We start from the raw sequence: 23,167 nt of genomic DNA on the forward strand, positions 1-23,167 counted from the left end.
ACGTTTATCAATATTGAAGCTGATATGATAAAATGAATCTGTACTTTTATTGTAAAGGAGAGCATTATGCAGAACAGAATTGAGATTACAGAAGCCAATCTGCGAAACGACCGGCTGGTGTTGACCAGCGAAATCAATGACGGAGCGGAGCGGAAACCGGCCGGACGCATGCTGACAGACTCCGATCATTTTGCATTTGTATACATACTTGAACAGGACGATTCCTTTGAATACGTCATTTTAAACGAAGGCATCTGGTCCGATCTTAAAGCGGCCCTCGACGCCAATCTTCCTGTGTTTTTACATATCGGAAACACGGAGCTGGAGCTTAACGGGTTCCATGATGAGCTCGGATATTTAATAGAGAATATTAAAGATAATGCAAATTATGGCGAAGAAATGGAAGAGAGAGTGAAACGGATATTCCTCTAGAAAAAAAGGCGATGAAATTGGGGGAAGGTTTATGGACGAAAAACAATGGGAGCAATTTTTAGCGCCGTACCGGCAGGCTGTTGAAGAGCTGAAAGTGAAGCTGAAAGGGATCCGGACCCTTTACGAATATGAGGAGGAACATTCGCCGATCGAATTCGTGACAGGGCGGGTGAAGCCTGTTCCGAGTATTCTTGAGAAGGCCAAGCGGAAAAACATTCCTCTGCACAACATTGAAAGCATGCAAGATATTGCCGGGCTCAGAATCATGTGCCAATTTTTTGAGGATATTCGCATTGTCGTCGATATGCTTCTGGCGAGAAAGGACTTCACGGTCGTGGATAAGCGCGACTATATCGCGGAACATAAAGAGAGCGGCTACCGCTCCTACCACCTCGTCGTGCTGTACCCTTTGCAGACAATCAACGGGGAAAAACAGATTTTGGTTGAAATTCAAATCCGGACGCTGGCGATGAATTTTTGGGCGACAATCGAACATTCTTTAAATTATAAATACAGCGGCAACATTCCGGAAAAAGTAAAATTAAGGCTTCAAAGAGCTTCTGAAGCAGCATCAAGGCTCGATATGGAAATGTCCGAGATCAGGGGCGAGATTCAGGAGGCTCACGTGGCATTTTCACGCAAGAAAAAGGATGAGGATGACGGTTAGGGGAAAGGAGATGGAATGATGAAGTTTGCGGTATCGTCCAAAGGAAATGATGTTTCCGATTCATTAAAAAGCAAAATTCAAACATATCTGCTCGACTTCGGTCTTGAATGCGATGAAGAAGAGCCGGATATCGTCATTTCCGTCGGCGGTGACGGAACGCTTTTATACGCATTTCACAAATACAGCGGCCGCCTCGACAAAACGGCTTTTGTCGGGGTTCATACAGGACATCTCGGCTTTTATGCCGACTGGGTGCCGACTGAGATTGAAAAACTCGTAATCGCGATTGCGAAAACGCCGTATCAAATTGTTGAATATCCGGTTTTGGAAGTTATCGTCCGCTACAATGACGGCAGCGATGAAGCGAGATATTTGGCGCTGAACGAATGTACGATCAAGAGCATCGAAGGGACGCTTGTGACAGATGTCGAAATTAAAGGGGAACTTTTCGAAACGTTCCGCGGCGACGGCCTTTGCTTATCGACCCCATCGGGAAGCACGGCATATAACAAGGCGCTCGGCGGTGCGATTATTCATCCGTCCATCAGAGCGGTCCAGCTGGCTGAAATGGCGTCGATCAACAACCGGGTGTTTCGGACGGTCGGATCGCCGCTCATTCTGCCTGAGCACCATACTTGTTTAATTAAACCGATTAATGATGTGACGTTTCAAGTCGCGATTGACCATTTGACATTGCTGCATAAAGACGTCAAGTCAATTCAATGCCGCGTCGCAAACGAAAATATCAGGTTTGCCCGCTTTCGGCCGTTTCCGTTTTGGAAAAGGGTCCAGGATTCCTTTATCGGAAAAGGAGAATAGGAAGGTTTGCTGTGAGCGATTTTTTGATGAAACAGATCATAACAGAAGAGGACAGCGGGGTTCTTTTGAAAGAATACGTCCAGCGGCTGGGCATTTCAAAAAGGATGCTGACGGACATCAAATTCGGCGGCGGGGATCTTTTGGTAAACGGCGGGCATGTAACGGTCAGATACGTTCTTCAAAAAGGGGACGAGCTCGTCATACAGTTCCCTCCGGAAAAAATGAGCGAATCTTTGCGCCCGGAAGAAATCCCGCTTGATATTTTGTTCGAAGATGACCATGTCCTCGTATTAAATAAACAGCCATGCCTGTCGTCGATTCCCTCGCGCGAGCATCCATCAGGCAGCTTGGCGAACGGTCTGATTCATTATTACCAGCGGACGGGCGTCCGCGCGACCGTTCACCTGGTGAGCAGGCTTGACCGCGACACATCGGGTGTCATGCTTGTAGCCAAGCACCGCTTTGCCCACTCGCTTTTATCGGGACTGCAAAAAAAGGGAGCCGTCAAACGGCAATATCGGGCGGTCGTCGACGGTTTGATCGCAGAAGAGCAGGGAACGATCGATGCGCCAATCGGCAGAAAATCATCGAGCATCATCGAGCGTGCGGTGATCCCCGACGGGCAAAAAGCGGTCACGCATTTTTGGGTGAACAGGCGCTTCAGCGGTATGACGGATGTCTCCATCCGTCTGAAAACCGGGAGAACCCATCAGATCCGAGTTCATATGAGTCATATCGGATATCCTTTGTGCGGTGATACGCTGTACGGAGGAACCCGCGGCTTCATCAATCGGCAGGCGCTCCACAGTGAGACGCTGACGTTTTTTCATCCCTTCACAATGGAAGAGCTGACGTTTCAAGCGCAGGTTCCGCATGATATGAGTCAGTTGATAGAGAGCTGAATTAAGCTCTCTTTTTTTATGGCTCCATACGGAACCTTGACTCATCATAAGGCAATGAAGAGGGGACAGATTCGGTTGTCAGTTCGGGGAATCTGAAAGCGGTCAGCCTGTTGCCGAATACACAACCGGTATCGATATTGATCGTATGATGAATCGTCCGCGGACGTTTGACAGGAGTGTGGCCGTACACTACCCACGGATCGCCTTTGTAATGAGCGGCCCAGTCCCGCCTGACCGGCCGTCCGTCAGGCAGCGTTTCTCCTGTAATATCTCCGTATAGCACAAACTGTTTTACTTTTCCGACAGGCTTTTTGCCGATGTCTTCCGCTTTAATGCCGGCATGTGCGACGACAAGTTCGCCGTTATGCAGGATCTCATAAAGAGGAGCTTTTTCATAAAGGCGCATGAAAAGGTCTCTGATACCCTTCTGTTTATGTTTCGGAAGGTTTCTGTATTCGGCCGCCGTCGTCTCCAGCCCGTGCTGCAGCTTCACCGGATTCCCTTTGAAAAAACGGTACAGCTTATTGCAGTGATTGCCGGGCACATATCGCACAGCTCCTTCTTCAACGGCCCGTCCTACAAATTCAACGACCTCCAGCGATTTTGGCCCTCTGTCTGTTAAATCCCCGAGAAAGACAAGTGTTCTGTTTTCCGGATGAACGGGAAACCCCGATGACAGCGAGTAACCGAGCTTTTCAATCAGCGCAATCATTTCGTCATAGCACCCGTGAATATCGCCAATTACATCATATTTCATGCGTTTTCTGCCTCCTGTCTGCGTATGTATATACATTGCCCAGTCCATATATAAATAAAGCTTCAGCGACTTTCGTCGGAGAAAATCAGGCAAATTACTTTTTTTTCTGAGCGAGCATTGTTAAAATCGATTTTTACACCTGTGAGAAAAGTGTTCAGACGGTTCTTTTCCCACATGAAAATGTCTAAAAAGATGTCCCTTTTATTTTTAAAAAAGGGAACGCTAATCATACCCGGAAACCGGTTTTAGAGGAGGTACCAGTTTATGGAGCACACATCTGTCTCATCTTTAGTTGTCGTACTGATTATCGCATTTTTAACGCCCATCCTGCTGCACCGTTTCAGGTTAAGCATACCGGTGGTTGTCGCTGAAATTATCATGGGTCTTATTATCGGAAAAAGCGGGTTCGATCTGGTCGCCCAGCACGATACATGGCTCGAAACTTTATCGATGCTCGGATTTATCTTTTTAATGTTTTTAAGCGGGCTTGAAATCGATTTTTCCGCATTTGAAAAAGGAAAGAAAAAGCAGCTGCTTCCAAGCGGAAAGGAAGCGCCGAATACATTTAAAACGGCTTCGGTCATCTTTATTGCCGTCTTTATTTTATCGCTCGGCCTTTCTTACAGCTTTGTCATGGCAGGATTTATTGACAACGCCTTTTTAATGACGCTGATCATTTCGACAATTTCGCTCGGGGTTGTCGTTCCGACGCTGAAAGAAGAGCGTCTCATGAAGACGAATATCGGCCAGATTATTTTGCTTGTCGCCGTCATTGCGGATCTTGTCACGATGATTCTGCTTGCAGTGTTCGCCTCAATCTACGGGGACGAAAACAGCAATATGTGGCTGCTGATGATCTTATTTGCCGCCGGCGTCGTTTTATACCTGTTCGGAAGGATATTTAAAAAGCGGCCTTTTGTCGAAGTGCTGTCAAAAGGAACGATCCAGATCGGCACAAGGGCGATATTTACGCTGATCATCGTACTTGTGGCGCTGTCCGAGTCGCTCGGTGCAGAAAACATACTTGGCGCGTTTTTGGCCGGGGTGCTTGTTTCGCTGCTTTCGCCGAACAAGGAGCTCGTTCAGCAGCTCGATTCATTCGGCTACGGATTCCTCATCCCGATCTTCTTTGTGATGACAGGCGTCAAATTGGACATTTGGTCGCTGTTTGGCAATCCGAAAATTTTAGTGATGATCCCGCTTCTGTTTGTGGCTCTGTTAATCAGCAAAGTCGTTCCGGTGCTGTTTTTGAAAAAGTGGTATGACATGAAAACCGTGCTGGCTTCCGGTTTTCTCCTGACTTCCACGCTTTCTTTGGTGATCGCGGCGACAACGATCGGCGAGCGCATCGGTGTCATTGACGCGCAGATGTCCGGCGCGCTGATTCTGGTCGCTGTCATTACATGCATCATCACACCGACCGGCTTTAAAAAATTAATGCCGAAAACGGAAAGCGAAAAAGAGAAAAAGACGATCACCTTTATCGGCGCAAATCAAATGACGCTGCCGGTCACGCTCGAACTTTCTCCGGAAGATTATCACGTCAGAATCCTGCATGTCCGGCAGGAAAAAAAGGAAGAAAATCTGGCGGACCCGGTGTTTGATGTTGAAGTTTTGCCTGATTATGAATACGAGACGCTTCAATCATTCGGCGTTTTCCAAACGGATATACTCGTCGTGGCCACTGGCAGCGAAGAGCGCAATACAGGGATCGCGCTTTTTGCGAAGGAGCAGAAAGTCGCGAGAATTATCGCCAGCGCAGATTCTCCAGACGCCGAATCCAGACTGAAAGATAACGGAATTGATACATTCTCCATTCTGCTTTCTACAAAAACGCTGCTGCGCGCGCTTATCGAGGCGCCTGGCGTTATGAAACTCCTGACGAACCAGGATGCGTCGCTGTATCAGATCAATATGAGCAATGAGCGATTTGACGGTGTTCTGTTAAGGGAGTTTCCGTTTACGGGAGATGTTATCTTCGTCCGAATTTTCCGCGGGGTGGACAGCATCGTGCCCCACGGGGATACAAGGCTGCAATTGGGTGACAGGCTGATCGCCACCGGTTCGCGCGAATATATTGCGGAATTGAGAAAAACGCTTGGAGACTGATGCTTGACCATTTTGCAATTCGTGATAAGATAAAAGTATAAACTGAATGAACAAGAAATGTTTTCCACTAGGGGAGTCCTTGATAAGGGCTGAGATAAAAGTGTGACTTTTAGACCCTCATAACCTGAACAGGTTCAAACCTGCGTAGGGAAGTGGCACGGTATTTGAGTATGTATTTATGCAAATTCCAAACCACTTTCCTTGCGGGAAAGTGGTTTTTTTATGTTCAGAATCGAAGGAGGAGCCTCGAAATGAAGTTTTCAGAAGAATGCCGAAACAGCGCTGCAAAATGGTGGGAAGGCAGTTTTGTCCATCCGTTTATTCAAGGGATTGGAGACGGCACACTTCCGGTTGATCGATTTAAATACTATGTCATGCAGGATTCCTACTATTTGACCCACTTTGCCAAAGTCCAATCCTTTGGTGCGGCATATGCTCGCGATTTATATACGACAAGCCGGATGGCTGAACACGCGAAAGGCACATATGAAGCCGAGATGTCGCTCCATAGGAAATTCACCGATCTATTGGGAATCACAAAGGAAGAATTGGAGTCGTTTCAGCCGTCGCCGACAGCGTATGCGTACACATCGCATATGTACCGTTCTGTCGTGAGCGGCAGTTTTGCGGAAATACTGGCCGCTTTGCTTCCTTGCTATTGGCTCTATTATGACGTCGGTGAGACGTTAAAAACGTGCAGGCCTGACAGCGCGATTTATCAGGAATGGATCGCGACATACGGAGGCGACTGGTTTAAAGAACTTGTGACAGAACAGATCAACCGCTTCGATGAGCTGGCTGAAAACGCCGATGAGAAAACGCGCGCGAAGATGAAGGAGAACTTCGTCATCTCCAGCTTCTACGAATACAGCTTCTGGGATATGGCCTACCAAAAAGAAAGCTGGTCAAAAAGCGGGGTGGATCAGCTTGCATCTGCACGCGATCACCGATGACAAGCACTCTGTGGAAGAGCTTGCTGCAAAAATCATCTCGATTCAAAATGCCGTTGACTTTATCCATATCAGGGAAAGATCAAAAAAAGTAAGTGAAATATCAAGTTTAATCGACTGCCTTGCCGAAGAAGGGGTTGATAAGCGGAAACTGATCATCAACGACAGGGTTGATATCGCTTTGTTTCATCACATTCACCGGGTTCAGCTGCCTTCACACGGCTTTTCCGTCAAAAGTGTGAGGAGCCGTTTTCCGCATTTGAAAATCGGAAAGTCCGTCCATTCGCCAGAAGAAGCGGTTCAGGCTGAAACTGAAGGTGCAGATTACGTGCTGTTCGGCCACATTTTTGAAACGGACTGTAAAAAGGGCCGGAAAGGAAGAGGAGCTCTCAGTCTGGCTGAAGTGAAGGCGGCTGTCCGCATTCCGGTCATTGCGATCGGGGGTATTACCGAACAACGACTGGCGGAAGTCAAAATGGCAGACGGCATCGCCGTGATGTCGGGGATCTTTTCTCATGACAGACCGGATGAGGCGGCCGCGCGGCTTGCCTGTCTCGCGAAGGGAGATTCATATGAGAAAGCGCTATGATACGATCGTGATCGGCGGAGGCATCATCGGGACATCCATCGCTTACCATCTTGCGAAAGCGGGGAAAAAAACGGCCGTGTTTGAAAGCGGAGAAGTCGGCAAAAAAGCGACGAGCGCGGCGGCGGGCATGCTCGGCGCCCATGCGGAATGCGATAAACCCGGTACCTTTTTCGAATTTGCCAGAGCCAGCCAAAAAGCCTATCAGCGGCTGACGGGCGAATTGAAAGACTTAAGCGGCATCGATATCAGAAAGCATGACGGAGGGATATTAAAGCTGGCATTTTCAGAAAGCGACCGCGAACACCTGATGCAAATGGCTGCACTGGATTCAGTGGAATGGCTTGAAGCCGCTGAAGTATATGAGCTGGAACCGCATGCCGGAAAAGGGATTCTCGGCGCTAATTTCATTCGGGACGACATCCATGTCGAACCGGCCGCAGTGTGCAGGGCATTTGCCAGGGGGGCCCGGATTCTCGGTGCCGAGGTCTTCGAGTTTACCCCCGTTTTATCGATCGAATCTGAAGCGGGGGCCGTCCGCGTCACTGCTGCTTCATGCACCGCGGAGGCGGAGCACGTTGTCATTGCAAGCGGTGTGTGGAGCGGTGCTTTCTTTAAACAGATCGGCATAGACAAAAGCTTTTATCCTGTCAAAGGGGAGTGCCTGTCTGTGTGGAATGACGGCATCCCTTTGACGAGGACGCTTTACCATGATCATTGCTACATCGTTCCGCGCCATAGCGGAAAGCTTGTCGTCGGCGCGACAATGAAGCCCGGGGATTGGAATGAACAGCCGGAACTTGGCGGAATCGAGGAGTTGATCCGAAAGGCCAAGTCGATGCTCCCTGACATTGAATCCATGAACATCGACCAATGCTGGGCCGGATTGCGCCCGGAAACAGGGGATGGCAATCCATATATCGGCAGACACCCTGAAAATGACCGGATATTGTTTGCTGCCGGACATTTCAGAAACGGCATCCTCCTGGCACCTGCAACCGGTGAGATGATAGCTGACATGATCCTCGGCAATCCGGTCAAAACAGAGTGGGCCGAGGCGTTTAAAGCGGAGCGAAAGGAGGCTGTGCACAGGTGAACATTCAGCTCAACGGCCGGAAAATAGAGTGGAGAGATGACGGCGGCACGATTTACGATTTGCTCGCATCCTACAGTTTGGAAAATCGTGTTGTCGTTGTTGAAAGAAACAGGCAGATTATCGGAAAAGACCAATATCAAACAGTCAAACTGGAAGAACACGATGTCATCGAAATCGTTCATTTTGTCGGAGGGGGATAAACCGTTATGTTAAAAATCGCAGATCGTCAATTCTCATCAAGATTATTGCTCGGCACAGGGAAGTATCCGTCATTTGAAATTCAAAAAGAGGCTGTCAGTGCATCTGAATCGGAGATCCTGACCTTTGCCGTCAGACGGATGAATATTTTTGAAGAATCTCAGCCTAATTTTTTGGAGCAGCTTGATTTAAGCCGTTATACGCTTTTGCCGAATACGGCCGGAGCAAAAACGGCTGAGGAAGCCGTCCGGATCGCCAAGCTTGCTAAAGCGAGCGGTCTTTGCGACATGATCAAAGTCGAAGTGATCGGATGTGACCGTTCGCTTCTGCCTGACCCGGTAGAAACGCTGAAGGCGTCAGAAGCCTTGCTTGAAGAAGGCTTCATTGTGCTGCCGTATACATCGGACGATGTCGTCCTTGCGAGAAAGCTTGAAGAGCTCGGCGTACACGCCATTATGCCCGGGGCCTCTCCAATCGGTTCGGGACAGGGAATCGTCAATCCGCTTAACCTGTCGTTCATCATTGAACAGGCTAAGGTTCCCGTAATCGTGGATGCCGGAATCGGTTCTCCGAAAGATGCGGCATACGCAATGGAACTCGGCGCTGACGGAGTGCTTTTGAACACGGCAGTGAGCGGGGCGAAAGATCCGGTTCAAATGGCGAAGGCTATGAAGCTCGCCGTTGAAGCGGGCAGACTCGGATACCTTGCCGGACGAATTCCGGAAAAGAACTACGGCATCGCCAGCAGTCCTGAAGAAGGGAAGTTGACGATTTGACCGGCAGGTATTCAAGACAGGAGCTTTTTCACCCGATCGGACCGGACGGCCAGGAAAAATTAAGTCGCGTCCGCGTCCTGGTAATCGGTGCGGGGGCATTGGGCGCGGCCAGCGCAGAAATGCTGGTGAGGGCCGGAGTCGGTTCGCTGACGATTGCCGACAGGGATTATGTGGAATGGAGCAATCTCCAGCGCCAGCAGCTCTATACGGAACAGGATGTGGTTGATCATATGCCAAAGGCAGCCGCTGCCGAAAAAAGGCTGCGCCTGATCAACAGCTCTGTTCAAGTAACCGGCATTGTAGCAGATGTTACCGCGGAAAAAGCGCTCGAGCTTGCGGAGAAAGCGTCCCTGATCGTCGATGCGACCGATAATTTTGAAACGCGGCTGATCATGAACGATGCGGCGGTCAAGTTAGGCATCCCTTTTCTGTACGGCGCGTGTGTCGCAAGCTATGGCATCACATATACCGTCATTCCGGGGAAAACGCCGTGCCTTCACTGTCTTTTGGGGCATTTGCCCGCGAATACCATGACGTGCGACACAGCAGGGGTGATCGGTCCGGTTGTTCAGCAGGTTGCCGCTTACCAGGTAACAGATGCCCTGAAGCTGCTGACCGGGCATGAACCGTCAGGAATGCTTCGCTCATTTGATATTTGGACAAATGAGCGCTCTGAAGTCCGGGCTGACGCGCTTAAACATGGCTCGTGTCCGACGTGCGGAAAAGGCGAGTTTCCGTTTCTTTCAGCTGAAAACGAAACAAAAGCAGCCGTTCTTTGCGGCAGACAAACGGTTCAGATCAGGCCGGCCGCGGAACAGCCGCCGGAGCTGGAGCCGCTTGCCGCCAGATTAAAAAAAGCCGGTTTGGATGTGACGGGAAATCCTTATTTATTATCTTGCCGTACGGAGGATTTTAAGTTCGTGATTTTTCGGGACGGACGCGCTTTGATTCACGGAACGAACGATATCAATCGCGCGAAAACGATATATCACAGGTGGATTGGCTAAAGGCCGAAGGGAGTGCAAACATCATGAGCATATACAAAGCATTAACAATCGCCGGGTCGGATTCAGGAGGCGGCGCCGGCATTCAAGCCGACATTAAAACATTTCAGGAGCTTGGCGTCTTCGGCATGACGGCTTTGACAGCGGTCACTGCGCAAAATACAACAGGGGTTCACGGCGTCTACCCGCTATCTCCGGAAGCACTCGGCACGCAGATTGATGCAGTGGCGGAAGATTTAAAACCTGACGCCGTGAAAACAGGGATGCTGTGGAGCGCGGAGATGATTGAGGTCATTGCTGAAAAAATTGCAACATACGAGCTTAAACGTGTGATTGTCGATCCTGTCATGATCGCCAAAGGCGGCGCTTCACTATTGAATGAGGAAGCAGTTGAAACATTGAAACGGCGCTTGCTTCCGCTTGCTTATGCGGTAACGCCGAACATACCCGAAGCCGAAGTGCTGACAGGGAGAAGCATTCAAACAATGGAAGACCGCAAAAAAGCGGCTCGTGAATTGCATGAAATGGGCGTCCGCAACATTATCATCAAGGGAGGGCATCAGCCCGAGGATGGCAAAGTAACCGATCTCCTCTTCGATGGAGAGGTGTTCACGGAAAAAACGAACACCTATATTAAGACGAAAAATACCCATGGAACAGGCTGCACATTTGCCGCCGCTCTTACCGCGCAAACAGCGAAAGGAAACGGCATTCAAGGAGCTTTCCGCATCGCTGAGGCTTTCGTCCACGAAGCGGTTGCACACAGCCTTGATTTCGGAGCCGGCCACGGACCGACCAACCATTTTGCATATCAAAAGATATCCAATGCAGGGTTGGAACTGTAGTCCCGCAATAAAAATGAATTAATATCGCGGCAGACATCAAAAACGGTCTCTGCCGCTTTTTATATTCTGAAATTGTCAGCCTGCTATTAATTGTGATACTATATATTATGATCAGGTACTAATAAAATGTTAATCATTAGGAGGATTTCATACATATGAATTTATCACTGGAAGGCCGGAATATCGTCGTCATGGGTGTAGCAAATAAACGAAGCATCGCTTGGGGAATCGCCCGCTCGCTTCACAATGCAGGCGCAAGACTGATTTTTACGTATGCGGGTGAGCGGCTTGAAAAATCGGTCAAGGAGCTGGCCGATTCTTTGGAGCGGAACGATTCAATCGTACTTCCTTGTGATGTCACAAATGACCAGGAAATTGAAGCGTGCTTCGCCGACATTAAAAAAGAAGTCGGGGTCATCCACGGCATTGCACACTGCATCGCTTTCGCAAACAAAGAAGACTTGGCTGGAGAATACTTAAATACCACCCGCGACGGTTTTCTGCTCGCACACAATATCAGCTCTTACTCACTGACAGCGGTCGCTAAAGCGGCGCGCGGCATTATGACTGAAGGCGGAAGCATCGTCACGCTGACATACCTTGGCGGCGAGCGCGTTGTATCCAACTACAATGTCATGGGTGTTGCGAAAGCATCGCTTGATGCCAGCGTCAAATACTTGGCGAGCGATCTCGGAAAAGACGGAATCCGCGTCAACAGCATTTCCGCAGGGCCGATCCGGACATTGTCCGCAAAAGGAATCAGCGACTTCAACTCGATTTTAAAAGAAATCGAAGAACGCGCACCGCTTCGCCGCACGACGACTCCGGAAGAAGTCGGCGACACGGCTGCTTTCCTGTTCAGCGACCTTTCCCGCGGCATGACCGGCGAAAACCTGCATGTTGATTCAGGCTATCATATCATCGCGCGATAACATAACGCTAAAAAGCAATCCGCTAAAGGATTGCTTTTTCTTTTCTTCTGATTTCTCCTTTTTTGCATATAGATATACCATGAACAGATCGGAGGGATCAAGATGTCTAGCAGAAAAAACGATGCGGAGCAAAAGCCGCTCATGTATATTGTGCAGCCGGATTATGATAAGGCAGAAGCGAACATGCAGGATATTCTGATTAAAAGAAAGAAGAAAGCAAAACCCGACGTTTCCGAACAAAAAGCCCGGCGAAAGGAACAGCAGGATGAAGCCGTCCGGCCAGACGAAAAAGACGACGCCGAATCGGTGCTTAGCGATGAGGCCAATCGGTCCGAAAAAGGAGTCAAACCGATTAAAAAGCCGCTCAGCAAGATGACCATTGCCGAGAAAATCGACTTTTTGGCAAGCCTTCCCGGCAATATGCCGAAAACTCTTTGCCTCATTGAAGCAGACGGGAAGACATACAGAGGAACGATCGCCGGAAAGAAAGGCGGTTCCGTATTTGTCAAAACGTCGAGCAAAGGGGCTCCGGCGGAACTGCCGATCGAGAGTATTACTTCCCTGCACCCGCTCGGCTTTTAAATTACACGATAAAAAAAGTCCCGATTCAGGGACTTTTTAATTTGAACGATTGATCAGTTGCGGATTTAAGCATTCGATCGCACAGAAGCATTCCAGATCCACTTCAATGCAGAAATTTGTTTTTTCCAAGCGGAACACATCGCAAATTTTGTCTTTATCTTCTGTGAAATCGAGAACGCGGCGATTTTCATCAAAGGCAATCAACAGTCTCAATGTAGCGCAGCAGTCGTCAATTTTTTCAACTCTGAAAAACACGGTGCTGAAGCAAGGGCCTGCCTGAAGCTCTCCGACATTTCCAAAGGCTACGAACGGCTTAGACTTTGAAGTGTATAAAATAAACGGAATGGTGTCGCCTAAGTGTCTCGAAGGGGAAAGCAGGTTGCTGAAACAGCTTGTCGGGCAGCCTTCTTCCTCAATGGCGTTTTGCAGATCGTGAATGTTTTCAACGGCTTCGCACACGCAGTTTTCGGCTGAACATTTCGTCATGTTATGATCCCTCCTAGTTCAGGATTTAAAAATTCATTTTTCGGCCTGGCTTTTCTATTGGTAAAAGGAGCTGCCGAAAGCCGGCAGCTTTCGTGAAAAGACTGGCATCAAGCCGATTATAACGGCCGGCTTGATGCAGTCCGACACCTTTTAACCGTGGTGCTGATTGTGTTTTTTGTCTGCTGCGCGATCAACTAGTTCAGGTGACAGACATTGAATCGCGCAGAAACAAGTCAAGTCAACCTCGATGCAAAAGTCCGTTTTCTCAAGCCCGAAAAAGTCAGGGTCACAAGGATGGCAGACGCTTAATGTGTCGCCGTTTATGTCCACAGGCCTCAGGATTGAAAGCGTTGCACAGCAATCTTTTAGACTTTCTGCCCGGAAGAAAATCGATTCGAAGCACTGCATATCATCTGAAAATCCGCCGACATTTCCAAATGTTGAAAATAAACCGCCTTTTTTGTCGTACAAAAGGAACGGAATGGTGTCTTTACCGGAAACCGTCGGACTCAGCAGATTGCCGAAGCAGCTCGTCGGACATGTTTCTTCAACTGCATCCTGTTCTTTTATAATTTGTTCTACTGCATCGCATACACAATTTTCATGCCGGCCATGATGTTTTCCGCAGCTCATGGATTTCAGCTCCTTTTTATAGGGATATTTGACTTTAGTCTTTAACAACATATGTACCCGTGCCCTTGTTGGTGTGGGTAATCGTCTATAAAAATGAAGAAAAGCAGAGCTTGATGGCTCTGCTTTTTTGTATTAAAGGAGTCCGACGATAAGTGTTGCGATAACAACGGTAAGCGTTTGGACAGCTGTAGAGACCAAGACGGCGACATCGGTATCTTCTGTTGTAACTGTGACATCGCGTGAATTGTCGATAATTAATTTTTGACGGTTTGTTTGCTTGTTTGCTGTTACCTGCAGCAAGTCTTGTGATACAAGCTCGGCAAGATCAGCATCGTCAATGATTGCCAGAACGATTGTAACAATTGCCGTCTGCACCGCAGTCATAACAGATGCGACAACTTGAGTATCCTCTGTAGAGACTCGGATATCGCAAGAATCCTTGATGATGATTGTCTCATCTGACAGCTGTTTGTTCAGGTTGAGCTGGTCGAGCTCCTGATTGATAAATGCATCGTGTTTACCGCACTTGCAGTTGTAATCGTCACAAACGTGTTTCTTAGGGTGTCTCGGATAATACTCAGTTCCCGGATGCTCGCATTCTGGATCTAGCGCAACCCAAGAATATGGTCTAGTTTCCATTTGTTTTCCTCCTTCCATTTACTATTATTAAATGTTTGAAGGCTCGAACTTGTATATGGCAGATACCCTACTCCAAATCCCCATTTTTTTCTTCGGTTTGGGCGGTGTTCTCCTGCTGCCTTCTTTGTCTCAGCTTTTCTCTTAATTTATTTTTACCTGAACGTTCTCTTCTTCGTCTCGGGCGTTCTTCGGATTGTGATGATGATTCATTGTTCGCTTCTTTCTTCTTTTCCTGCTGCCGCTGGATGAGAGCCTCGGACTGCGCCTTTAAATCTTCGAGTATTTTTAAGATGTTTTCTTTTTCTTCCTCAGACAGCGTTCGCACATTGTCTTTTGAAACGCCGTGTTTTCTAAGGATATTTTGCACAAGCGTATTTGTCAGCGGATTTACTTCCGCTTTAAGTTTTTCGCGATCTGCCAATTGTTTTTCACCTCAATTTCTCAAAAAATATTAGAAAGAAAGGAAGGCTTAAAGTATGTCAAGCTCTGTGATAAGCGCGATCAGCACTTCGGTTAAAACTTGGACGGAAAGCAGGATCTCCAGCGAGGAAAGCGTAATGGTGACATTGCGGCTGCCGATGACTTTGATGATGACTCTTCTCCTGCTTTGCAGCCTGTGTACGGCTAAAACATGTTCTGTTACGATGTCTGCTGTATCCTCGTCTTCGATCGCAAGCTGAGCCGATAAAATCGTCAAAGAGATCACAGTGGCTTGTAAAGAGAGAGCTGCTGTTATGTTTGCCGTGTTTACAGTGACATGTTCGGAATCAATCACTTCAATGAGCTGGTCATATTCCCGGTATAATTCGTCAAATGTTTTTGCGTACAGCGCTTCGGCTTTTTCATGAAACGACATAACTTTCACTCCTTTCTTATCCACACTTTATTAAATGCAGACCGGTAACTTAGCGGAATGAGGAAAACATACATTTCAGCACCCAAATTTGCTGTTTTAGGGAAGGCGGTTCCGGCATATATTTGGAAGCAGGAAAGGGGGAGCCCTGTGATACAAAGCTGGCTTTTATATATTCTATTTTCTATCGCGGTATTTCGGCTGACACGGCTGGTCGTGTTTGATACGATCATGGCGCCGTTTAGAAGCCTGTTTCACGAAGAGGTTGAAGAAAAAAACGAAAAAACGGGAGAGACCGAGACGTATCTTGTCATGAAAGGAAAAGGCGTGAGAGCGTGGATCGGCGAGCTGTTGAGCTGTTATTGGTGCACGGGTGTGTGGTGTACCGCGTTTTTGCTTGTTCTTTACGCCTTTGTTCCGACCATTGCCGAATGGCTGATTCTTCTGCTTGCCATAGCAGGCCTTGCTGGGGTACTGGAAACGATCGTGTCCAAATGGCTCGATTGAATGGGGATTTATCATTGGCAACTTATGAAAAGAAGACTCATATAATGGCGTATAAGCATGAGAAAGGAAGGAATGCAATGAGACAAGTGAAAAGAAGGCAGCAAGGCCGATTAACGAACGCTTCCAGCAATCATCAGTCCACTTTCTCAAAAAAAGTGAAGAAAAAAGGCTGCGGATGCGGCAAAAAGAAGAGAACCTATTAATATCAAAAAAAGCCGGATACAGTCCGGTTTTTTTGTTGCCAATTTTTCTTCTGATGCATACACCATCATAAGGGGGAAAAGCGATGAATGTATTTGAACAGCTGGTTGAATCAATATGCCGCAAGCACGATCAAACGCAAGCCGGCCATGACCGGGTGATCTTTGAGCAGCAGAAGGAACTGGAGACATTTGACCGTTCTGCCGAACAGTTCGGCAGGCAGGTCGAAGCGTTTGCAGAGAATGCTGAAAAATGGCTGGGAGAGGACGTGAGTCTGCCGGGCATCTATAAATAATCCACGGAAGCCCTATGCATCAATCCAAGCGAATCCTATCAACTGTCATATCGTGTAGGGAGAAAAGGAGGTGCTTTAGATGGGCTTTTGTGGCGGAGGCTACGGCGGCGGCTACAGCGGAGGCTATGGCGGCGGCTATGGTTCAACGTTTGTATTGATCGTTGTCTTGTTTATTCTTCTCATTATTGTCGGCGCTTCTTTTAAATATTAGTTTTTGAGTTGAAGCGAAGAGGGCGGCGGCATGTGTGCCGGGCCCTCTTCTTTTTGAACGGGAAAAGCACAAGGCTTTTCAAAGATGCATAAGATAGCGTATCACTCCCAAAAAGGAGGCATAGGTATGGACAATCAATTTTTCAAAAACATCGAAAAGAAAACGGGCGTCAGCATGAATGAGGTCATGCAGCTTGCGAATTCGCTGCAAAATGCCAACTTCAAGGATGAAAATACGGTCCGCAGTGTGATTAAGCGTGTCGCTAAATTGGCGAACAAACGGGTTCCGAAGGAAATGGAAGATAAGATTGTTGAATCCATTGTAAGCGGCAAGGAAAAAATGGATTTCAACACGATCGCGAAAATGATGAACAGCAAAAAATAAACACCGCGCCTTCCGATAAAAGGAGGGCACGGTGTCTTTTATTGCAGCTGGACCTGGGGATTCGGGCGTAAAACAGGCTGCAAAAACCTTGAGCGGTATGCCGTTCTGCCCCTTCTGACGGAAGGGACGCTGATATACAGACGATCCTCGGCCCGGGTCATGGCGACATACAGCAGCCTCCGCTCTTCTTCAAGAGCGGTTTCGTCGCCTTTTCTCGCTGTCTCAAGGGCAAAGTCATGCGGAATCGAGCCGTCCTGCACCCCCAGGATATAGACCGTTTTGAATTCAAGCCCTTTCGCACGGTGGATTGTTAAAAGCTGAACACCGTATCCGTCAGCTTTTTGCTTTTCCGCTGCTCTCATATGATCGACATGCTCAAGAAATTCGGGGATCGTTTTGAATTTTTTTGCCGCTGTTTTGAGATCCCGCAGATCGTCAGACCCTTTTTCGAGCTTGTTTCCTTCGTTACCGCGCTTTTTTAAGTAATCGGAAAATCCCATTTTTTCCTCTGCGAAAGAGATCGCTTCAACTGGTTTCATCGTTTTTAAGCCTGTGAAAAAAGGAACGATTTTCTTTATTTTATCAAGCTGAAACGGTTTGATGTTGGTTAGTTTTTCAAGCGCGTGAACCATCGTGCAATCTTCGGTAATCGAGAGCGCTTTAAGCGTATTTAATGCGGACTGCTTGAGAAAGAGGGCGGGTAAAATCTGTTTGACGGCTTCCGCGTCATCCTGATTTTGGCTTAAGTAGAGATAAGCCAGGATCTGCCGGACGATTCTCCTGCTGTAAAACGACCGGACGCCTTGTTCAGCCGTGTACGGAATAGCTGACTGGTGCAGACGTTCAAAGATTGCGCGCCCGCTGCTGTTTGTCCGGTATAGGATGGCGAAGTCATCAGGCTTAGCGCCCATTTCAATTTTTTCTTGGATATCAGAGACGATCATAATCGCTTCTTCCTCTTCATCATAAGGATAAAATATAAGCGGTTTTTGGCGGTCATCTCTCGCGGCACTTAATGTTTTCGGAAAACGCTTTTTATTTTTCCTCACGACCATATCAGCGCTTGCCACAATCGGATGGCTCGATCTGTAATTCGTCGTGAGGCGGACCGTTTTCGCCTTCGGATAATCTTTTTCAAAATCGAGTATAAAAGAAGGGCTGCTGCCTCTGAACGCGTAGATTGACTGGTCATCATCCCCGACACAGGTCAGGTTGTTTTCCGGGCTCGCCAACAGCTTGATGATGGCATACTGAACAGGGTTAATGTCCTGAAATTCGTCGATCAAAATCGCGTGAAAGCGCGTCTGATATCGTTTTAAAATGTCTGGCTGTTCTTGAAACAGCTGCCAGCATGCAGATGCCATATCGTCGAAATCGAATTGGCGCCGCGCAGCTTTTTGTTCTTCATATTGACGGTACAGCCGGTGAACCCGCTTTTCCCATTCGTCTTCCAGCGGAATCTGTTCGCCCGGAAGATAAGCGTTCTTCCAGTAGCCGATCTGCTGGATCGCCTGATCAACCGGAAAATCTTTTTCATCAAGCCCTTCTTCGGCAAGGGCCATTTTGATGTATTGTTCTTTTTGCCATCCCCATTTCAGCAGGTGCTCGCCATTCCATCTTGCCGGATCATGGTGATAAAGAATTTTGTAGAAAAAGCTGTGGAAGGTGCCTGTCACGAGGCGGTTCACAGTCTGCATCGGCAATCCGTATTGCGAGGCCATCCGCTCTTTCATTTCTTTCACGGCTTTTGTCGTGAATGTGACGAGCAAAATGGCGGAAGGCGGGATATCGAGCCGGGATATCATATAAGCCGCTCGCGCGGTTAATACCCGTGTTTTTCCGCTTCCCGCGCCGGCCAGAACGAGAAGGGGTTCTTCGGGGGCCGTCACGGCGGCAAGCTGTTTCTCATTCAGCGGCACATTCGGAAAGACCGGTTCCGGGGCCGTTTCTTCCGCTGGGGAGAAAGGAGAATGGATGGAAGCTTCGCGAGGCGGCGTCCAGAAGTCCGCATCCGTCTTCTTTTCCTCTCCGATCGCTTTGCCTTTCGGGAGACGGAACACGCCGCTTTCTGTATAGTCGTTCTGTCTGGTTTGCTCTGTCTTCTCGTTTAAGCAAGCTGCTTCACATTGAGAAAAATCCCCGTTTTCCCGGTGGAAAAAATGTGGTTCTTCATGAATCGACAATTTCAGTCTGAGAGGCAAGCCGCAATGTTTACACGTGATTCTGTCTTTTCTTGCTTCATCAAAGAGGAATTGCAGGTGTTCTCTCGAATATGTATGTATATGAATGTCTCGGTTATTGAATCGGGCGCATTTCAAAAAGAGGTCCTCCAATTAATGGGTAATCGTCTAGTGTTATGAGACAACGTCTATCATATCAAATGAAAACCGTTTAAAACAGTAGATTTTTGGGAATTAAAGCTGATGAGGAGGAGATCGAATGGGATATTTGCCGCCTGTCCATCATGATCAATATACACAGTACGCCAATCGCAGCATCAGCCAAAAATCGAACTATGCGCATATACAAAAAACCGCCAATATCCCAAGCGAGCGCGCCTACCGCGAAGTCGAAAAAAGAGAGGAAAACCAGACTGCGGCTTTTAGGCGGGTCTTGGAAAAGAAGCGAAAAAAAACGCTGAACCGCCGTGTTGCGGAAAAGGCGGAAAGCGGACGCTACGTTAACGAGTCCGTTTGAAAGATGAAACAAACCCCGGCTTTTATACCGGGGTTTTCGTTATTTTTTGCGCAGTTTTTTGAGTCCGAAATACAGAATAATCATAGCGGCCGCTCCGATCATAATCGGAGTCGTGTACGTTCTCGCCACATTTTCAACATGGTCCCACCGGCTGCCGAGCTGTATGCCGAGGTAGACGAATAATATCGACCACGGTATGATGGCCAGCACGGTCAGACCTGTGAATTTTAAAATCGGCATTTTCGCAATTCCTGCCGGAATGGAGATGGCGTGCCTGACCACGGGAATGAAGCGGGCGGAAAAGACAACGCCTCCGCCGTATTTCTCAAACCATTTTTCGGCCGTTTGAATGTGATGCTTTTGGATCAATAAGTACTTTCCGTATTTGTATAAAAACGGCCTTCCGCCGTAATAGCCGATCCAGTATAAAAACAATTGAGCAATCGTTCCCCCGATGACGCCGGCGATCACGGCCCCTGTCATCGTAATAGAGCCGCTTGACACCAAGTATCCGCCGTAGGCCAGTACGATTTCACTCGGGATGATTTCGATCATTAAACCGATTGCAATGCCGAAATAGCCAAGATCGGTCAGCCACATTAAAATATCATTCACTATGCTTCCCATTTTCGTTTTTTCTCCCTGCTTTTGATTTCATCAGCCGAACGTTGGAGCAGCCGCCGGGATGTTTCCCTGCCGCCCGCGCGGGAAACAAGCGAATCTCAAAAACCGTCCGGATGCGCCCTGTGCCATTGCCACGCGCTTTGAATGATGGTTTGTAAATCGCTGTATTGCGGCTTCCATCCGGTATCTTCCATCAGTGTCCGGCTGTCCGCCACAAGCACTGGCGGATCCCCCGCTCTGCGCTCGTCCGTTTTTGCTGCAATGCTTCGCTCTGTCATGTTTTCCGCGGTTTCAATGATTTCTTTTACGGAATGTCCGGCTCCTGTCCCTACATTATAAACATTTTGCTTCAGTCTGTCTTCATATAACCTGTCAAGAGCCGCCAGGTGGGCGGAAGCCAGATCGAGGACGTGAATATAATCCCTGATGCATGTTCCGTCCGGCGTCGGGTAATCATCTCCGAAAATGGACAGCTGCTTTCGCTGTCCCAAAGCCGTCTGCAGGACGAGGGGAATGAGATGGCTTTCAGGATCGTGATCCTCGCCGATCGCTCCGTTTAAAGCGGCGCCGGCCGCGTTGAAGTAGCGGAGGGCTGCCCATTTGACACCGTGCGTTTTCCCGACCCAGTGCAAGTATTTTTCGATCATCAGCTTCGATTCCCCGTAAGGATTGACAGGGGAGAGGGGGGCTATCTCTTTGATCGGGACGTTCTCCGGGATGCCATATACGGCGGCGGTCGACGAAAAGACGATGTTTTTGACGCCTTCCTTGATGACCGTTTCGAAGAATGCATAAGACTTGAGCGTGTTTTCCCTAAAGTAGAGCTCAGGCTTTTCGATCGATTCGGACACAAGGCTTTTGGCGGCGAAATGGATGACAGCATCGACATCATGATGTTTGATGATGGCTTTGACAAGTGCCGCATCACCGATGTCGCCTTCGTAAAAGCTGATCCCGCTGACGGCTTCCCTGTGTCCGGTAGATAAATTGTCAAGCACGACGACGGAGCGGTTTTGCTTTGTTAATTCGAGTACGGTGTGGCTGCCGATGTATCCGGCTCCTCCTGTAACGAGTACGGATGTCATTGCCATGCTCCTTTCTGCGCTTCTTTTTTTAGGACGCTTTCCAGGTAGGCGAGCAGTTTTGGCCGCATCTCGTCCCGCATAAGAGCGATTTCCGTACTCGCTTTAAAACTGCCCAGCTTGTCGCCGATATCAAAGCGGCTTCCTTCCAATTTGCGCGCATACATGCTTTGTTCCCGGCAGATTTCCCTTAGTGCGTCAGTCAGCTGAATTTCATTTCCCGCACCGCGCTTCGTTTGTTCGAGCACAGGGAAAATCGAAGGCCTCAGCACATAGCGGCCCATAACCGCGATATTTGAAGGGGCTTCTTTGACAGACGGCTTTTCCACAAGATCGTCAATTTGATATATTTTGTTCTTTTGCGCGGACGTCTGAATAATGCCGTATTTGCTCACGTCCGCCGGATCGACTGGCTGAACGCCGATTACTTCTGTCTGATATTCTTCAAATACTTCGAGCAGCTGCCGAAGCGCCGGCGTTTCTGACACCATGATGTCGTCGCCGAGAAGGACGGCAAACGGCTCATCACCGATGAAATGCTTGGCCGATAACACCGCATGTCCGAGACCGAGGGGCTCCTTTTGCCGGATATAATGAATATTCGCCATATCGGCGATGTCGCGTATCTCTTTTAACACATCATTTTTTCCTTTGGCGAACAGGTTTTGCTCCAGTTCAACAGAGCGGTCAAAATGGTCTTCAATCGAACGCTTATTTCTTCCTGTAATGATAAGGATGTCTTCTATTCCTGATTGAACAGCTTCTTCCACGATATATTGTATAGCCGGTTTATCGACAATCGGCAGCATTTCTTTCGGCTGCGCTTTTGTTGCCGGCAAAAACCTTGTACCCAAACCGGCTGCTGGGATGACTGCTTTTTTTACTTTCATGGTTATTCACTCCTGGTCTTTTTTATGAATCTGTTCCGGGTTTTTGAAACACCCAAAGCCTGTTTCCGATAAAGTTGATCGCCATTCCTGCGACTGTTGCGGACATTTTGCTGACAAAAAGGGAAAGGCCGGCTTTTTGAAAAATATACAGAAGGACAAATGTAGCGCCCGCTGCTGCAAGATTGATTATGATAAACCGGACGATTTCCGCGCCATGTGCTTTTTCCTTTACTTGAAACGTCCATGTCCGATTCCAGATATAGCTGTTTGCTACGCCTGCCGAATAGGAAAACAGCTGTGCGGCCAGATAGGGTACGCGGAGGGACGTAAGGATGAAAAACACGGCGAAATCAACGAGTGTGTTTCCGGCTCCGACTATCCCGAAACGGGCGAGTGTGGTGATGTTTTTTTTGTTCATAACGGCATTCGGCTGTTTACCTCCCGTCTATTTTGTGTAGGGCTTCGTAAAAGCTTAGAAACAACTTTAATAGACAATGTTGAATAAACGATAAACAAAAGATGAACAAACTATGAAATGTTTTCTGAGGAAAAGAAAAACCGTTCCGCTTAAAAAGCGGAACGGTTACTTTTTGACCATTTTGACATGGGGGATATTCGCATCTAAAAATTCTTCAGACACGACTTTATAGCCGTGTTTTTCGTAAAAGGGAACAGCCTGTGTCTGCGCGTTCAGCATGAATTGAACCGCGCCTTGCTTGGCGGCTTCCTCTTCAAGCGCCTGAATGATCAGGTTGCCGATGCCGAGGGAGCGGTGGCTTTTCAGTACACAGATTCGTTCAAGTTTGCCATAGCCGTCGACAAGCCGTAGCCGGCCAGCGCCGATCGGCTCTTTTCCGTCATAGATGACGAGATGTGAAGATTCCTGATCGAGATGATCCATTTCTTCTTCCGGTGATACGTGCTGCTCCTTGATAAAGACTTCCTTTCTAACAAAGAAGGCGTCTTCAAGCTGTTGTTGATTCTTCACAATGACGGCTTCCACTGGCTTT

The 23,167-nt window shown here is 48.2% G+C and carries 32 protein-coding genes and 1 riboswitch; of the genes, 20 read left to right on the forward strand and 12 right to left on the reverse strand.

Annotated features, from left to right (window positions below; genetic code table 11):
* Positions 1 to 66: 66 nt before the first annotated feature.
* The 4 genes from M1D67_RS06525 to M1D67_RS06540 are packed head-to-tail and all read left to right on the forward strand — an operon-like array spanning position 67 to position 2,820.
* The gene (locus M1D67_RS06525; RefSeq protein ID WP_003180659.1) at positions 67 to 432 is read left to right on the forward strand and encodes a UPF0738 family protein; all 366 of its coding nucleotides are present in this window, start codon (positions 67 to 69) and stop codon (positions 430 to 432) included.
* A gap of 31 nt (positions 433 to 463) precedes the next feature.
* Positions 464 to 1,099: a GTP diphosphokinase gene (gene yjbM, locus M1D67_RS06530; protein ID WP_003180661.1), complete on the forward strand. Its 636-nt coding sequence runs from the start codon at positions 464 to 466 to the stop codon at positions 1,097 to 1,099.
* An 18-nt stretch (positions 1,100 to 1,117) separates the two neighbouring features.
* Entirely contained in the window at positions 1,118 to 1,918 is an 801-nt protein-coding gene (locus M1D67_RS06535; RefSeq protein ID WP_023856668.1) for an NAD kinase, read from the forward strand.
* An 11-nt stretch (positions 1,919 to 1,929) separates the two neighbouring features.
* The gene (locus M1D67_RS06540; RefSeq protein ID WP_479831682.1) at positions 1,930 to 2,820 is read left to right on the forward strand and encodes an RluA family pseudouridine synthase; all 891 of its coding nucleotides are present in this window, start codon (positions 1,930 to 1,932) and stop codon (positions 2,818 to 2,820) included.
* A 16-nt stretch (positions 2,821 to 2,836) separates the two neighbouring features.
* On the opposite strand, the gene prpE is transcribed toward M1D67_RS06540, so the two are convergent.
* Positions 2,837 to 3,577 (reverse strand): bis(5'-nucleosyl)-tetraphosphatase PrpE, encoded by a 741-nt coding sequence (prpE, locus tag M1D67_RS06545; protein WP_219192223.1) that lies wholly within the window; start codon positions 3,575 to 3,577, stop codon positions 2,837 to 2,839.
* Positions 3,578 to 3,841: 264 nt separating this feature from the next.
* On the opposite strand from prpE, the gene M1D67_RS06550 reads away from it, so the two are divergent.
* The 10 genes from M1D67_RS06550 (at position 3,842) to M1D67_RS06595 (ending at position 12,655) form a co-directional block, all read left to right on the forward strand.
* Entirely contained in the window at positions 3,842 to 5,686 is a 1,845-nt protein-coding gene (locus tag M1D67_RS06550; RefSeq protein WP_020450952.1) for a monovalent cation:proton antiporter family protein, read from the forward strand.
* Between the two features lie 59 nt (positions 5,687 to 5,745).
* A riboswitch (TPP riboswitch) is annotated at positions 5,746 to 5,854 on the forward strand.
* An 83-nt stretch (positions 5,855 to 5,937) separates the two neighbouring features.
* Complete coding sequence (tenA, locus tag M1D67_RS06555; RefSeq protein WP_020450953.1) at positions 5,938 to 6,639, forward strand: thiaminase II; 702 nt, start codon at positions 5,938 to 5,940, stop codon at positions 6,637 to 6,639.
* Positions 6,614 to 7,225 (forward strand): thiazole tautomerase TenI, encoded by a 612-nt coding sequence (gene tenI, locus M1D67_RS06560; protein WP_479831683.1) that lies wholly within the window; start codon positions 6,614 to 6,616, stop codon positions 7,223 to 7,225. Before tenA ends, tenI begins: the two co-directional genes overlap by 26 nt.
* Entirely contained in the window at positions 7,209 to 8,318 is a 1,110-nt protein-coding gene (thiO, locus tag M1D67_RS06565; protein ID WP_020450955.1) for a glycine oxidase ThiO, read from the forward strand. The genes tenI and thiO overlap by 17 nt, the downstream gene beginning before the upstream one ends.
* Positions 8,315 to 8,518 (forward strand): sulfur carrier protein ThiS, encoded by a 204-nt coding sequence (thiS, locus tag M1D67_RS06570; protein WP_020450956.1) that lies wholly within the window; start codon positions 8,315 to 8,317, stop codon positions 8,516 to 8,518. Before thiO ends, thiS begins: the two co-directional genes overlap by 4 nt.
* A gap of 6 nt (positions 8,519 to 8,524) precedes the next feature.
* Complete coding sequence (locus M1D67_RS06575; RefSeq protein ID WP_020450957.1) at positions 8,525 to 9,292, forward strand: thiazole synthase; 768 nt, start codon at positions 8,525 to 8,527, stop codon at positions 9,290 to 9,292.
* Entirely contained in the window at positions 9,289 to 10,299 is a 1,011-nt protein-coding gene (locus M1D67_RS06580; RefSeq protein ID WP_268461411.1) for a thiazole biosynthesis adenylyltransferase ThiF, read from the forward strand. Before M1D67_RS06575 ends, M1D67_RS06580 begins: the two co-directional genes overlap by 4 nt.
* Positions 10,300 to 10,322: 23 nt before the next feature.
* On the forward strand, positions 10,323 to 11,141 hold the full coding sequence (gene thiD / locus M1D67_RS06585; protein ID WP_025811630.1) for a bifunctional hydroxymethylpyrimidine kinase/phosphomethylpyrimidine kinase: 819 nt from the start codon (positions 10,323 to 10,325) through the stop codon (positions 11,139 to 11,141).
* 155 nt (positions 11,142 to 11,296) lie between these two features.
* Positions 11,297 to 12,073 (forward strand): enoyl-ACP reductase FabI, encoded by a 777-nt coding sequence (fabI, locus tag M1D67_RS06590; protein WP_003180687.1) that lies wholly within the window; start codon positions 11,297 to 11,299, stop codon positions 12,071 to 12,073.
* Between the two features lie 102 nt (positions 12,074 to 12,175).
* Positions 12,176 to 12,655 (forward strand): CotO family spore coat protein, encoded by a 480-nt coding sequence (locus tag M1D67_RS06595; protein ID WP_479831684.1) that lies wholly within the window; start codon positions 12,176 to 12,178, stop codon positions 12,653 to 12,655.
* A 36-nt stretch (positions 12,656 to 12,691) separates the two neighbouring features.
* Here M1D67_RS06595 and M1D67_RS06600 read toward each other — a convergent pair whose 3' ends face one another.
* The 5 genes from M1D67_RS06600 to M1D67_RS06620 form a co-directional block, all read right to left on the reverse strand.
* Positions 12,692 to 13,141 carry a CotY/CotZ family spore coat protein gene (locus M1D67_RS06600; protein ID WP_023856676.1) on the reverse strand — a complete coding sequence of 150 codons (450 nt, stop codon included), beginning with the start codon at positions 13,139 to 13,141 and terminating at the stop codon, positions 12,692 to 12,694.
* Positions 13,142 to 13,291: 150 nt separating this feature from the next.
* Entirely contained in the window at positions 13,292 to 13,774 is a 483-nt protein-coding gene (locus tag M1D67_RS06605; RefSeq protein WP_003180694.1) for a CotY/CotZ family spore coat protein, read from the reverse strand.
* A gap of 132 nt (positions 13,775 to 13,906) precedes the next feature.
* A complete protein-coding gene (locus M1D67_RS06610; protein WP_003180696.1) occupies positions 13,907 to 14,413 on the reverse strand; it encodes a spore coat protein in 507 nt (168 codons plus the stop codon).
* Between the two features lie 67 nt (positions 14,414 to 14,480).
* Positions 14,481 to 14,834 carry a hypothetical protein gene (locus tag M1D67_RS06615; protein ID WP_003180698.1) on the reverse strand — a complete coding sequence of 118 codons (354 nt, stop codon included), beginning with the start codon at positions 14,832 to 14,834 and terminating at the stop codon, positions 14,481 to 14,483.
* Between the two features lie 48 nt (positions 14,835 to 14,882).
* The gene (locus M1D67_RS06620; RefSeq protein WP_020450962.1) at positions 14,883 to 15,269 is read right to left on the reverse strand and encodes a spore coat protein; all 387 of its coding nucleotides are present in this window, start codon (positions 15,267 to 15,269) and stop codon (positions 14,883 to 14,885) included.
* 147 nt (positions 15,270 to 15,416) lie between these two features.
* Here M1D67_RS06620 and M1D67_RS06625 point away from each other — a divergent pair, with 147 nt between their 5' ends.
* The 5 genes from M1D67_RS06625 to spoVIF all read left to right on the forward strand — a co-directional run bounded on the left by M1D67_RS06625 (position 15,417) and on the right by spoVIF (position 16,864).
* Positions 15,417 to 15,773, forward strand: coding sequence for a DUF1360 domain-containing protein (locus tag M1D67_RS06625; protein ID WP_003180704.1), 357 nt, complete (start codon positions 15,417 to 15,419; stop codon positions 15,771 to 15,773).
* Between the two features lie 77 nt (positions 15,774 to 15,850).
* Positions 15,851 to 15,976 (forward strand): hypothetical protein, encoded by a 126-nt coding sequence (locus M1D67_RS06630; RefSeq protein WP_254926386.1) that lies wholly within the window; start codon positions 15,851 to 15,853, stop codon positions 15,974 to 15,976.
* A gap of 83 nt (positions 15,977 to 16,059) precedes the next feature.
* Positions 16,060 to 16,269 carry a hypothetical protein gene (locus M1D67_RS06635; protein WP_020450964.1) on the forward strand — a complete coding sequence of 70 codons (210 nt, stop codon included), beginning with the start codon at positions 16,060 to 16,062 and terminating at the stop codon, positions 16,267 to 16,269.
* A gap of 79 nt (positions 16,270 to 16,348) precedes the next feature.
* Positions 16,349 to 16,480, forward strand: a complete 132-nt coding sequence (locus M1D67_RS06640; RefSeq protein WP_020450965.1) for a YjcZ family sporulation protein — start codon at positions 16,349 to 16,351, stop codon at positions 16,478 to 16,480.
* Between the two features lie 126 nt (positions 16,481 to 16,606).
* Entirely contained in the window at positions 16,607 to 16,864 is a 258-nt protein-coding gene (spoVIF, locus tag M1D67_RS06645) for a sporulation-specific transcription regulator SpoVIF (protein WP_020450966.1), read from the forward strand.
* Between the two features lie 38 nt (positions 16,865 to 16,902).
* On the opposite strand, the gene M1D67_RS06650 is transcribed toward spoVIF, so the two are convergent.
* On the reverse strand, positions 16,903 to 19,182 hold the full coding sequence (locus M1D67_RS06650; RefSeq protein WP_479831685.1) for an ATP-dependent helicase: 2,280 nt from the start codon (positions 19,180 to 19,182) through the stop codon (positions 16,903 to 16,905).
* Between the two features lie 121 nt (positions 19,183 to 19,303).
* On the opposite strand from M1D67_RS06650, the gene M1D67_RS06655 reads away from it, so the two are divergent.
* Complete coding sequence (locus M1D67_RS06655; RefSeq protein ID WP_003180714.1) at positions 19,304 to 19,561, forward strand: hypothetical protein; 258 nt, start codon at positions 19,304 to 19,306, stop codon at positions 19,559 to 19,561.
* 39 nt (positions 19,562 to 19,600) lie between these two features.
* Here the strand turns inward: M1D67_RS06655 and uptA are convergent, their stop codons facing one another.
* From uptA to M1D67_RS06680, 5 genes are all read right to left on the reverse strand, one after another.
* The gene (uptA, locus tag M1D67_RS06660) at positions 19,601 to 20,188 is read right to left on the reverse strand and encodes an undecaprenyl phosphate transporter UptA (RefSeq protein WP_020450968.1); all 588 of its coding nucleotides are present in this window, start codon (positions 20,186 to 20,188) and stop codon (positions 19,601 to 19,603) included.
* Positions 20,189 to 20,283: 95 nt separating this feature from the next.
* On the reverse strand, positions 20,284 to 21,270 hold the full coding sequence (gene galE, locus M1D67_RS06665; RefSeq protein WP_224145949.1) for a UDP-glucose 4-epimerase GalE: 987 nt from the start codon (positions 21,268 to 21,270) through the stop codon (positions 20,284 to 20,286).
* Positions 21,267 to 22,163 carry a UTP--glucose-1-phosphate uridylyltransferase GalU gene (gene galU / locus M1D67_RS06670; protein ID WP_165395377.1) on the reverse strand — a complete coding sequence of 299 codons (897 nt, stop codon included), beginning with the start codon at positions 22,161 to 22,163 and terminating at the stop codon, positions 21,267 to 21,269. The genes galE and galU overlap by 4 nt, the downstream gene beginning before the upstream one ends.
* A 16-nt stretch (positions 22,164 to 22,179) precedes the next feature.
* Complete coding sequence (locus M1D67_RS06675; protein ID WP_020450971.1) at positions 22,180 to 22,575, reverse strand: GtrA family protein; 396 nt, start codon at positions 22,573 to 22,575, stop codon at positions 22,180 to 22,182.
* Between the two features lie 165 nt (positions 22,576 to 22,740).
* Positions 22,741 to 23,160, reverse strand: a complete 420-nt coding sequence (locus M1D67_RS06680; RefSeq protein WP_003180726.1) for a GNAT family N-acetyltransferase — start codon at positions 23,158 to 23,160, stop codon at positions 22,741 to 22,743.
* Positions 23,161 to 23,167 lie beyond the last annotated feature (7 nt).

It is taken from the genome of Bacillus sp. PK6-025 (assembly GCF_056530265.1).